Origin of the sequence: Halorubrum coriense DSM 10284, assembly GCF_000337035.1 — an archaeon.
GTDB classification, from domain to species: Archaea; Halobacteriota; Halobacteria; order Halobacteriales; family Haloferacaceae; genus Halorubrum; species Halorubrum coriense.
In genome coordinates this window covers 36,573-47,026 of record NZ_AOJL01000048.1, presented here as the reverse complement: position 1 = coordinate 47,026, position 10,454 = coordinate 36,573, and the positions used below count along the sequence as shown (strand labels likewise).

13 protein-coding genes are annotated in these 10,454 nt (G+C 72.0%); 5 read left to right on the top strand and 8 right to left on the bottom strand.

The annotated features are described in order from the left end of the window. Window positions 1-312 (bottom strand): universal stress protein (locus tag C464_RS11885; protein WP_161781679.1); only part of this gene is annotated, 312 nt, incomplete at its 3' end. A gap of 179 nt (window positions 313-491) precedes the next feature. On the opposite strand from C464_RS11885, the gene C464_RS11880 reads away from it, so the two are divergent. From C464_RS11880 to ptsP, 4 genes are all read left to right on the top strand, one after another. Then, complete coding sequence (locus C464_RS11880; RefSeq protein WP_006113948.1) at window positions 492-749, top strand: DUF5789 family protein; 258 nt, start codon at window positions 492-494, stop codon at window positions 747-749. Between the two features lie 107 nt (window positions 750-856). Beyond that, on the top strand, window positions 857-2,059 hold the full coding sequence (locus tag C464_RS11875) for a redox-regulated ATPase YchF (protein ID WP_006113947.1): 1,203 nt from the start codon (window positions 857-859) through the stop codon (window positions 2,057-2,059). A 42-nt stretch (window positions 2,060-2,101) separates the two neighbouring features. Continuing rightward, a complete protein-coding gene (locus C464_RS11870) occupies window positions 2,102-2,434 on the top strand; it encodes an HPr family phosphocarrier protein (protein ID WP_006113946.1) in 333 nt (110 codons plus the stop codon). After that, complete coding sequence (gene ptsP / locus C464_RS11865; RefSeq protein ID WP_006113945.1) at window positions 2,431-4,200, top strand: phosphoenolpyruvate--protein phosphotransferase; 1,770 nt, start codon at window positions 2,431-2,433, stop codon at window positions 4,198-4,200. The genes C464_RS11870 and ptsP overlap by 4 nt, the downstream gene beginning before the upstream one ends. 31 nt (window positions 4,201-4,231) lie before the next feature. Here the strand turns inward: ptsP and C464_RS11860 are convergent, their stop codons facing one another. From C464_RS11860 to C464_RS11835, 6 genes are all read right to left on the bottom strand, one after another. Next, window positions 4,232-4,642 carry a PTS sugar transporter subunit IIA domain-containing protein gene (locus tag C464_RS11860; RefSeq protein WP_006113944.1) on the bottom strand — a complete coding sequence of 137 codons (411 nt, stop codon included), beginning with the start codon at window positions 4,640-4,642 and terminating at the stop codon, window positions 4,232-4,234. Beyond that, the gene (gene dhaL, locus C464_RS11855) at window positions 4,642-5,379 is read right to left on the bottom strand and encodes a dihydroxyacetone kinase subunit DhaL (RefSeq protein WP_006113943.1); all 738 of its coding nucleotides are present in this window, start codon (window positions 5,377-5,379) and stop codon (window positions 4,642-4,644) included. Before dhaL ends, C464_RS11860 begins: the two co-directional genes overlap by 1 nt. Further along, the gene (dhaK, locus tag C464_RS11850; protein ID WP_006113942.1) at window positions 5,376-6,374 is read right to left on the bottom strand and encodes a dihydroxyacetone kinase subunit DhaK; all 999 of its coding nucleotides are present in this window, start codon (window positions 6,372-6,374) and stop codon (window positions 5,376-5,378) included. Before dhaK ends, dhaL begins: the two co-directional genes overlap by 4 nt. A gap of 124 nt (window positions 6,375-6,498) precedes the next feature. Further along, window positions 6,499-6,933 (bottom strand): PIN domain-containing protein, encoded by a 435-nt coding sequence (locus C464_RS11845; RefSeq protein ID WP_006113941.1) that lies wholly within the window; start codon window positions 6,931-6,933, stop codon window positions 6,499-6,501. Continuing rightward, complete coding sequence (locus tag C464_RS11840; protein ID WP_006113940.1) at window positions 6,934-7,185, bottom strand: AbrB/MazE/SpoVT family DNA-binding domain-containing protein; 252 nt, start codon at window positions 7,183-7,185, stop codon at window positions 6,934-6,936. It lies immediately after the preceding gene. A 114-nt stretch (window positions 7,186-7,299) separates the two neighbouring features. After that, complete coding sequence (locus C464_RS11835; RefSeq protein WP_006113939.1) at window positions 7,300-8,499, bottom strand: threonine synthase; 1,200 nt, start codon at window positions 8,497-8,499, stop codon at window positions 7,300-7,302. Window positions 8,500-8,612: 113 nt separating this feature from the next. On the opposite strand from C464_RS11835, the gene trpB reads away from it, so the two are divergent. Continuing rightward, window positions 8,613-9,776 carry a tryptophan synthase subunit beta gene (gene trpB / locus C464_RS11830; protein ID WP_006113938.1) on the top strand — a complete coding sequence of 388 codons (1,164 nt, stop codon included), beginning with the start codon at window positions 8,613-8,615 and terminating at the stop codon, window positions 9,774-9,776. A gap of 54 nt (window positions 9,777-9,830) precedes the next feature. Here trpB and C464_RS11825 read toward each other — a convergent pair whose 3' ends face one another. Next, the gene (locus C464_RS11825; protein ID WP_006113937.1) at window positions 9,831-10,406 is read right to left on the bottom strand and encodes a GNAT family N-acetyltransferase; all 576 of its coding nucleotides are present in this window, start codon (window positions 10,404-10,406) and stop codon (window positions 9,831-9,833) included. Window positions 10,407-10,454 lie beyond the last annotated feature (48 nt).

The following is a 10,454-nucleotide window of genomic DNA, read 5'->3' as shown; positions in this document are numbered from 1 at the left end:
CGCCTCCTCGGCGTGGGTGATGATCTCGCGGCTCGGCGAGCCGTCGACGACGGCGGTCTCGACGTCGACGCCGCGGTCCGCGGCCAGTTCCCGCACCGTTTCGAGCGCCGCCTCGCCGTCGTCGTACAGCAGGTCGCCGACGCCCTCCCACGTTGTCTCCATCGGCATCCCGGCGTACCGCGCGGTGTCGACCACGTAGATCGCGCGGACCGACGCCCCGTGGACCGCGGCGAGGTCGAGCGCGTGACACACCGCCAGCTCCCCCTCGTCGGAGCCGTCGGTCGGGACCAGAATCCGGTCGTATAGGGGCATGTTCACGTGTACCATGAAGATGGCCACGGATAACCCTTTGTTCTTGCCGGTTTCTCGCGGGCGTCCGCGCTCCGGTCCGGGTCTCACCGGCGCGTCGGCGCGGCGAGCGCCCGTCGCGCGGACCCAGCGGGCCCACCCACGGGGCGCGCACTTAACCTCCGTCCCGCCGAGGGGACGGTATGTCCGACCAGATCACCCTCTCACGGCTCGAACCGACGCTCGGCGACCACGCGTACCCCGCGGACCGCGAGGCGCTCGCGGCCTCGTTCGCGGGCACGACGGTGCTGTTCGCCGACGGCGACGCGGACCTCGGCGACCTCCTCGCGGACGTCGACCAGGAGGCGTTCGAGAGCGCCGCCGACGCGTACGCCGCGCTCCAGAACGTCCTCCCGATAGCGGCGCTCGGGGAACCGGGCCAGTCGGACGGCGACGCGTAACTCGGGCCCCCGCGACGACTCGCCGCCGGCTCCCCGTCCCCGTCACCGATCCCCACGCCACGCCGCGTCTCGCATCGCTTTTGCCGCCGCGTCGCGCAGCGGTGGTAATGAGCTACCGGATCGGTCTCGTCGGCAAACCCTCCGTGGGGAAGTCGACGTTCTTCAACGCCGCGACGATGAACGACGTGCCCGAGGGCGCGTACCCGTTCACCACCATCGACCCGACCGTCGGCGAGGCGTACGTCCGCGTCGACTGCGCAGCCCCCGAGTTCAACGAGACGTGTACGCCGAGCGTCGGCGTCTGCCGCGAGGGGACGCGGTTCGTCCCCGTGAAGCTGGTCGACGTGGCCGGGCTGGTCCCGGGCGCACACGAGGGGCGCGGCCTCGGCAACCAGTTCCTCACCGACCTCAACGAGACCGACGTGCTGATCCACGTCGTCGACTTCTCGGGCAAGACCGACATCGAGGGCGAGGCGACCGAGGGTCACGACCCCCGCGAGGATATCGACTTCTTAGAGGAGGAGCTTGACGCGTGGTACCTCGACGTGTTGGAGAAGGGTCTGGAGAAGTTCGAGACGCGCTACCACGGCGCGGACGCGGCGATCGAGGCCGAACTGGCCGACCAGATGTCCGCGTTCGGCACGGACAAGGACCGGATGAAACGCACCATCCTCGCGCAGGACCTCGAACTCGACCCGGAGACGTGGGACGAGACGGACAGGGTCGAACTGGCCCGCGAGATCCGCAAGCGCACGAAACCGATGGTGATCGCCGCCAACAAGATGGACACGCCCGAGGCGCAGGCCAACTGGGCGGAAATCACGACCGACCCGGACTACGACCACCTCTCGTTCGTCCCCGCGAGCGCCCACGCGGAGAAGGCACTGAAGAACGCGGACGACGGCGGCGTCGTCGACTACACGCCCGGCGACGCCGAGTTCGACGTCGTCGGCGACGTCTCCGGCGAGCAGAAAGCCGGCCTCGATCAGATCGCCGACTTCGTCGACGAGTACGACGGGACCGGCGTTCAGGGCGCGCTCGAAGCCGCGGTCTTCGACGTGCTGGGCTGTATCGCCGTGTTCCCCGGCTCCGCGAACGGGAGCAAAGACGAGAAGGGCGTCTTCCGCGACTGCTTCATCCTCCCCGAGGGGTCGACCACCGAGGACTTCGCGTACCACATCCACTCCGACATCGGCGAGGGGCTGCTCCACGGCACCGACTGCCGCAGCGGCCGGCAGGTCGGGACCGACCGCGAGCTTTCCCACCGCGACGTGATCGAACTGGTCTCGACGAAGCAGGCCGCTCCCTGAACGCCCGATCAGCTCTTACCGACCGGCGTCGAACGGCTCCGTATGGAACGGACCGTCACCGTCGAACCCGAAGCCGGACTCCACGCGCGACCCGCCTCGAAGCTGGTACAGGCGGCGAACCGATTCGACGCGGACGTGTCGATCGGTCGCGCCGACGACGGCGACGACGGGCTCGTCCGCGCCGACAGCATGCTCTCCGTGAGCGGGCTCAGCGTCGAACACGGCGAGTCGGTCCGCGTGGTCGCCGAGGGGCAGGACGCCGAGGCGGCGCTGGACGCGGTCTGTGACCTGCTCGCGACTCCGGTCGAGGAGCCCGCGGAGGGTGCCGACGGGGACGACACCGAAAACGCGGAAGGTGCGGAGGACGCGCCGTGAGGACGCTCGACGGGATCGGCAGCACGCCGCGGTCGGGCGTCGGCGCGGCGCGCTGGTACCGCCCGGACGCCGACCTGACGCTGCCCGACCGCCCCGACCCCGAGTCGGTCGACGTCGACGCGGAGCTGGAGCGATACGAGGCGGCCCGGGACGCGGTCCGCGAGGCGCTTCGCGACGCCCGCGACCGGACGGCCGAGCGCGTGGGCGAGGACGAGGCCGCGGTGTTCGAGGCCCACGAGGGCTTCCTCGACGACCCGACGATGATCGACGACGTCGAGGCCGCGATCCGCGACGGAACGCCCGCGGCACACGCCGTCGCCGACCGGTTCGACGAAGCGGTCGCCCAGTTCGAGGGGATGGAGGGCCGGATGGCCGAGCGCGCCGACGACCTGCGCGACGTCCGCGACCGGCTGCTGCGCGCGCTCCTCGTCGGGACTGGCGATGCGGACGCGACGTCCGACTCCGACTCCGGCGAGTCACCGGGATCGGTCGCGGCCCGCTCGCCCGCGGACCTCGCCGCGCTTCCCGAGGGCACGGTGCTGCTGGCGGAGCGGCTCACTCCCAGCGACACCGCCGCGCTCGACCCGGACGCGGTCGCCGGGATCGCGACGGTCGAGGGGGGCCGTACCTCCCACGCCGCGATCATCGCGCGGTCGCTCGCGATCCCTGCGGTCGTCGGCGTCGGCGCGGACCTCGAATCGATCGCGGCGGGGGAGACCCTCCTCGTTGACGGCGAGGCCGGAACGGTCGTCGTGGACCCCGACGAGGAGCGCCGGGCCGCGGCGCTGGAGTCGGGTCCGGACGCGATCCGTGAGCGCGTCGAGACGGCCGACGGTCGCCCGGTCGAGGTCGCGGCCAACGTGGGCGGCGAGGCCGAACTGGCCCCGGCGGCCGAGCGCGGGGCGGACGGGATCGGGCTGTTCCGGACCGAGTTCCTCTTCGTCGACCGCGAGGCGGCCCCGACCGAGGACGAGCAGTTCGAGGCGGTCGCGGCCGCGCTGTCGGCGTTCCCCGACGACCGCGTCGTCGTCCGGACGCTCGACGTCGGCGGGGACAAGCCCGTCCCGTACCTCGACCTGCCGGACGAGCCGAACCCGTTCCTCGGGCGGCGGGGGATCCGCCTGTCGCTCGACGAGCACGCCGACCTCTTCGAGACGCAGGTCCGGGCGCTGCTCCGCGCGGCGGCGACCGACCACGGCGACGGGCTGGCCGTCATGTTCCCCCTCGTCACGCGGGTCGAGGAGGTCGAGCGCGCGGTCGCGACCGTCGAGTCGGTCGCGGCCGACCTCGCCGACGAGGGGGTCGCCCACGCGGTCCCCGCGCTGGGCGCGATGGTCGAGACGCCGGCGGCGGCGTTCCTCGCGGACGCGCTCGCCGACCGCCTCGACTTCCTGAGCGTCGGGACGAACGACCTCGCGCAGTACGTGATGGCGGCCGACCGCGGCAACGACGCGGTCGCCGACCACCACGACCCGCTCCACCCGGCGGTGCTGCGCGCGCTCGACCGCACGACCGCGGCCGTCGAGGGGTGCGACGCGTGGGTCGGGATGTGCGGCGAGATGGCGGGCGACCCGGCGCTGACCGACCTGCTCCTCGGGCTCGGCTTCGACGAACTCAGCATGAGCGCGGTGACGGTCCCAGACGTGAAACGGCGGGTCCGCGAGGTCGACGCCGACGCCGCTCGGTCGCTCGCGACCGACGCGCTCGCCTGCGAGACGCGAGCCGAGGTGCTCGACGTCTTGGGGCTCGACGAGCGCGGAGCGTAGGGCCGCCCGGGCGCTCGCCGCGGCCCCGTAGTCAGAGCTTGTCGACGTCGCGAGCCGCCTCCGCCTGCTCGCGCACGGACTCGACCGTGGCCGACGGGTCCGTGGCCGCGACCGCCGCGTTGACCGCGCCCTCGAGGACGGGCGCGTCCGCGATCACGGCCTCCGCGTCGCTCAGTTCGACCGCCACGTCCGCGTTCATCACCGCGCTGCCGAGGTCGACGAGGACGACGACCGGGTCGAGGTCCTCGGGATCGCCCCCGCTCTCGTCGCCGCCGGCCGCGGCGTCGATCGCCGCCTCGATCGCGTCGGGGACGGTGCCGATCCCCCCCTTTCCGTCGCCGCCGACCGGCTCGATGGGGGTGTCGCCGGCCATCTCGGCGGCGATCTCCGCGATCCCCTCGGCGGCGCGCTCGCTGTGCGAGACGACGACGATCCCGACCATCAGTCGCCCTCCGGGGCCGCGTCGGAGTCGTCGCTCGCCTCCGCGTCCGGATCGTCGTCCGGGATCGTCGGCGACGTCGCGTCCGCCCTCGGAGCGTCGACGCCGAGCCGCTCCGCGGCGACGGCGAGGAGCTCCTCGAGGATGAACAGCGCGCTCGTCGCCCCGGGGTCTTGGTGACCGACGGAGCGCCAGCCGAGGTAGGAGGCGCGGCCCTTCCGCGCGCGGATCGGGACGGTGAACGCGACGCCGCGCTCGGCGGCGTCGACCGCCTTCGCGAGCGCCTCGATCGGGGGGAGGCCGTCGGTCTCGATCGACTTCTTGAACGTGTGGACCGCGGGCGTCAGCGCGTCCACCATCGTCTGGTCGCCGACCCGCGCGTCGCCGCGGTCCTCGACCTTCTCCAAGTACGTCTCGGCGAACGCGACCGCGGTCTCTGCGTCGACCCCGCCGTCGAGTTCCGCCGCCGCGAACACGAGCGACCCGCCGAACAGCGGCCCGGAGGCCCCGCCGACCTCGCTCATCAGCGTCTTGCCGACCGTCTTCGCGACGGTCTCGGCGTCGGGGTCGTCGAGGTCGCGCGCGGCCTCGGCCGCCGCGGCCCAGCCGCGCGCCATGTTCCCCCCGTGGTCGGCGTCCCCGATCGCGGAGTCGAGCTCAGTCAGGTGGTCGCGCTCCGCTTGGATGCGCTCGGCGACGGCCCCGACCGCCGCGACGACCGCTGCCCCGTCCCCGGTCATCTCGTCGTCAGCGCCGGGGTGTCGGCCGGCGCGTCGAACAGCTCCTTCAGCTCGTCGTCGACCGCGCAGACCGTGATCGACGCGCCCGCCATGTCGAGCGAGGTCATGTAGTCGCCGACCCACGCGTCGTAAGTCTCCAGGCCGCGCTCGCCGAGCAGCTCTTGGAGCCGGCGGTTGACGACGAACAGCTCCATCTGCGGGGTCGCGCCCATCCCGTTGACGATCGTGAGCACCTCCTGGCCCTCGTCGAGGTCGAGGTCGTCGAGCACCGCCTCGGTCAGTTCCTCGGTGATCGCGTCGGCGCTCATCGCCTCCGTGCGCTCCGTGCCCGGCTCGCCGTGGATCCCGATGCCGAGCTCGATCTCGTCGTCGCCCAGGTCGAAGGTCGGCTCGCCCTTCTCGGGGGTGACACAGGAGGTGAGCGCGGTGCCCATCGTGCCGACGTTGTCGACCACCTTCTCGGCGACGCGCTTGACCTCGGCGAGGTCGCCGCCCGCCGCGGCCTTCGCGCCGGCGGCCTTGTGGACGAGGATCGTCCCGCAGACGCCGCGGCGGCCGGAGGTGTACAGCGAGTCATCGACCGCCACGTCGTCGTCCACGACGACGCTCTCGACCTCGACGCCCTCCATCTCCGCCAGTTCGATGGCAGTCTCGAAGTTCATCACGTCGCCCTCGTAGTTCTTGATCACCGCGAGGACGCCGTCGCCCGCGTCGCAGGCGTCGATCAGCGCCTCGAACTCGTCGGCGGTCGGCGAGGAGAACACGTCGCCCGCGGCCGCGCCGTCCAGCATCCCGTCGCCGACGTACCCCGCGTGCGTCGGTTCGTGGCCGCTGCCCCCGCCGGTGACGATCCCCACCTTCTCATCGACTGGCCCGTCGTCGCGGACGAGCACCTGCGTGTCCGGCAGGCGTCGCAGGCGGTCGGGATACGTCGCTGTCATCCCGTCGAGCATCTCGTCGACGACGTCGTCCGGATCGTTGATCAGTTTCTTCATGATCGATCGGAATATCTCGCCCGGACCGGTTAAGCGTAGTGGGGCTTGCGAACACGCCACACTCGGCGAGCGGTCAGCTCGGCCCCGGATCGCGGCTGCCGCACTCGCGGACGTTGCCCGCCAGTCACTCCGGCTGGTACGGATTCGTCGCGACGTCGAGGCGGGAGACGCCCTCGGCGGCGTCGAGATCGTCGTCGAACGCGTAGCAGTAGCCGATCCCCTCGGCCCGAATGTACGCGACGAGACAGGCGTCGACGAGCGAGAACCCCTCGTGCCGCCGGAAGAGTCCCTTCGCCGTCGCGAACGCGTCCGCCGTCAGCGAGTCGACGTGGTGCTGTGCGTTCTCCTCCACCCGGCCGAGGAGGTCGACGGCGGCTTCGTGGCCCGCGTGCGTCGTCAGGCCGTTGAGCGTCTCCGCGAGCACGTGGTCTATGATCACCGCCTCCGGGAGATCCGCGGCGTCGGTCCCCCTGAAGATCGGGAGCGCGTCGCCGTGCGCGCCGTCCCGACGGTACGCCGCCGCGAAGAGGACGCTCGTGTCGATGAGCGCCCGAGGCATCTATTCGGGGTCGACGCCCCAGGCGTCATGCTCGCTCTCGACGTCAGTCTCCCGGTCGCCGTCGTACCCGTCGAAGTCGCCGAACGTCCCGCTGCGCTGTCGAACGATCCGGACGCGAAGCGTGCCGTCGTCCTCGATCCGCCAGCGGAGCGTGTCCCCGTCGTCGATCTCCAGCTCCCGACGGATGTGAGCGGGGATGTTCGCCTGATTCCCCGAGACTGTACTCTCCGAGTCGACGCGCTCGCTGCTCATACGTGCGAGTACGTGGGTGTCCGGAATGAATTCAGTGTGCGGTCACACTACTTTCCGACCCGTCGGTCGCCCCTGCGAACCGCTCCCCTGCTCGGCATCGAATCGGCCGACCGGTCACGACACGATCTCGCGGACGGCGTCCGGAACGTCGGCTCGGTCGACCTCTCGGACGGTCGAGGCGTCGGCCTCGGTCGGCCCGTAGTTGTACCCCGACCCGGTCAGTATCGCGGCGACGTCGTCGTCGGGCCCGAACTCGCCGGCCGCGGCGAGCTCCCGCACCGCGGCCGTCGCCACCGCGCACGACGGCTCGACGGAGACCCCGGCGTCGGCGGCGAGCCGGTCCGTCTCGGCCAGCATCGCCTCTTCCGAGACGGAGACGACGCCGCCGTCGGTCGCCCGCGCGGCGGCCAGCGCTCGGGTCCCGCTCGGCGGGTCGGCGTTGTTGATGGAGACGGCCGCCGTCGGCTCGCCATCGACCGGTTCGACGCGCGAGTCGCCCCGCCGGAACGCCCGCGCGATCGGGTCGCACCGGGCGGCCTGCGCGAGGTAGATCCGCGGGACCGACGGGAGCAGTCCCGCCGCGTCAAGCTCCCGGAGCGCCTTCCAGACCCCGCTCGCCTGCCCGCCGCTGCTGACCGGGAGGACGACCGCGTCGGGCGCGTCGGGGGCGAACGCCTCGCAGATCTCGTAGGCGACGGTCTTCTGCCCGGCGACCCGGAGCGGGGCGTCGGAGTTGAGGAAGCCGACCCCGAGGTCGCGTTCGAGCGTGTCGTCGTAGAGCCGCCCGTACTCCCCGCGGACCCGGAACAGGTGCGGGTCGTGCTGAGCGATCATCGCGAGCCGCGAGTCCGGAGTGTCCTCGGCGACGAGGATCACGGCCTCCCGGTCCAGCGCCGCCGCGTGCGCGGCGACGCTCAGCGCCATGTTGCCGTGCGAGACGGTTCCGACCGGGCCGTCGAGGCGACCGATGCCGACGGCCGTCCCGCGGTCCTTGAAGCTCCCCGTCGGGTTGGTCCCCTCGATCTTGAGGTGGATCCGCGGGCCGTCTGACGGCTCGATCGACGGCGCGCGGAACAGCGGCGTGCCCCCGGCGGCGGCCGCGAGACCGCCCGGCTGTGACGCGGGGAGGATAGACTCGTAGCGCCAGAGGGAGTCCCGTCCCAGTCGGACGCCACCGCCGTCGCCGTCGCTCGCGTCGGGCCACGAGAACTCGGTCCCGCCGGTGTCGAACCAGAGCGGCTCGCCGCACGCGCAGCGGGCCGCCTCGCCGGCGGGGTACGTCTCGCCGCAGTCGTAACAGACCAACCGGTCCATACGCCACCGTCTCGGCCGCGACACATATCGTTGGCCACGGGCGGGCGCCGCGACCGCGGCAGCTCCCGGGGGTTCCCTCGTCTTTTTTTGAGCCGCGGCCACATCCCTCACGCATGGGTACGTCAGGCGAGTTCGGCGAGTTCGGCGGCCGACACGTCCCGGAACCGCTGGAGGAACCGTTGGCGGAGCTGGCGGCGGCGTACGAGGAGGCCGTCGCGGACGACGAGTTCATGGCGGAGTTCCGCGACCTGCTCGAACACTTCGCGGGGCGGCCGACGCCGGTCTTCTACGCGGAGACGCTCAGCGAACGGTACGGCGCGGACATCTACCTCAAACACGAGGACCTCCTCCACGGCGGGGCGCACAAGCTCAACAACACGCTCGGGCAGGCGCTGCTGGCGAAGCGGGCCGGAAAAGACCGCCTGATCGCCGAGACCGGAGCGGGCCAGCACGGCACCGCGACGGCGATGGTCGGTGCCCTGCTGGACCTCGACACGACCGTGTACATGGGCCGGCACGACATGCAGCGGCAGGAGATGAACGTGTTCCGGATGCGCCTCATGGGAGCGGACGTGGAGCCGGTCGATCGCGGCAACGAGGGACTCGCCGAGGCGGTCGACGCCGCGTTAGGTGACTTCGCCGAGAACGTCGACTCGACGCACTACCTCGTCGGCAGCGTCGTCGGCCCCGACCCGTTCCCGCGGATGGTCCGCGAGTTCCAGTCCGTCATCGGGACCGAGGCCCGCGAGCAGATCCAGGAGCTCCACGGCGACCTCCCCGACGCGTGCGTCGCCTGCGTGGGCGGCGGGTCGAACTCGATCGGCCTCTGGCACGCGTTCAAGGACGACGACGTGATGTTCTACGGCGCCGAGCCGGGCGGCACCGACGACGCGAACCACTCGGCCCCGCTGTCGAAGACGAAACAGGAGGAGCCACGGATATTCCAGGGGATGAAGACGAAGACCATCGGCGACGACGCCGAGAACCACTCCATCTCGGCCGGGCTCGACTACCCGGCCATCGGCCCCGAGCACGCCGCGCTCCAGGAGATGGGCCGCGCGGAGTACCACGCGGTCTCCGACGACGAGGCGCTGGCCGCGTTCCGCGAACTGAGCGAGGCGGAGGGGATCATCCCGGCGCTGGAGCCGGCCCACGCCCTCGCGCTGGCCGCCAAGCTGGCCGAGGAGGACCGGCACGACACGCTGTTAGTCAACCTCTGCGGGCGCGGCGACAAGGACATGCAGACGGCGGCGGAGCACTTCGACCTCTCCGGGTGAGTCCCTCCCTTTCGGGCTGAGGCCCTCCCCGACCGACGCCTCCCGGAGCGGCGTTCAGAGCTCTTTCTCGAAGTGAACGAGTTCGTACGCGCCGGCGGCCGACGTGGCCGCCCGCTCGTACCCCCGGCTCGCGTAGAACTCGAGTGCGGCCGACTGGCGGGTCGACGTCGTCGCGAGGAGCGTCTCGAACCCGTCGGCCGCGGCCCGCCGCTCCAGTTCGCTCAGGAGCGCCCGCCCGTAGCCGCGCCGCTGGTACGGCGGTGCGACGCGCATCCGGTGAAGCTCCGCGGCACCGGGCCGGTCGCGCTCGTCGCCGTGCCCGGCCTCGTTGGGCACGTACCCGCCCATCGCGGCAAGCGTCCCGTCGTGCGTCGTCAGTTCGGTCAGCTCCGGCGACGCCAACGGCGAATCTGGCGACCGGTCACCCGACGACGGATCGGCGTCGACGACGCCGACGACGAACGCGCCCCCCGCGTCGAGGTACGACGCCGTCACGGACCGCAGGTCGTCGGTCCCGGGCACGTCGGACGGGTCGACGCCGGTCTCCCGCATCGCCCACTCGTGAAGCGTCCACACAGCGGCGTCGTCCCGCGGGTCGTACGAGCGGAGCGAGAGTTCGTTCTCTTCCACGACGGATCGTGACAGCGGGCTCGGCTTGAAGACACGGATCGCGCCCCG

Excerpts from the sequence above, each read along its gene's own strand:
- trpB (WP_006113938.1), top strand. The coding sequence starts at position 8,613 with ATGGGTACGTCAGGCGAGTTCGGCGAGTTCGGCGGCCGACACGTCCCG.
- dhaL (WP_006113943.1), bottom strand. The coding sequence starts at position 5,379 with ATGACCGGGGACGGGGCAGCGGTCGTCGCGGCGGTCGGGGCCGTCGCC.
- C464_RS11875 (WP_006113947.1), top strand. The coding sequence starts at position 857 with ATGAGCTACCGGATCGGTCTCGTCGGCAAACCCTCCGTGGGGAAGTCG.
- C464_RS11860 (WP_006113944.1), bottom strand. The coding sequence starts at position 4,642 with ATGGTCGGGATCGTCGTCGTCTCGCACAGCGAGCGCGCCGCCGAGGGG.
- C464_RS11845 (WP_006113941.1), bottom strand. The coding sequence starts at position 6,933 with ATGCCTCGGGCGCTCATCGACACGAGCGTCCTCTTCGCGGCGGCGTAC.
- C464_RS11840 (WP_006113940.1), bottom strand. The coding sequence starts at position 7,185 with ATGAGCAGCGAGCGCGTCGACTCGGAGAGTACAGTCTCGGGGAATCAG.
- C464_RS11880 (WP_006113948.1), top strand. The coding sequence starts at position 492 with ATGTCCGACCAGATCACCCTCTCACGGCTCGAACCGACGCTCGGCGAC.
- dhaK (WP_006113942.1), bottom strand. The coding sequence starts at position 6,374 with ATGAAGAAACTGATCAACGATCCGGACGACGTCGTCGACGAGATGCTC.
- C464_RS11870 (WP_006113946.1), top strand. The coding sequence starts at position 2,102 with ATGGAACGGACCGTCACCGTCGAACCCGAAGCCGGACTCCACGCGCGA.
- C464_RS11835 (WP_006113939.1), bottom strand. The coding sequence starts at position 8,499 with ATGGACCGGTTGGTCTGTTACGACTGCGGCGAGACGTACCCCGCCGGC.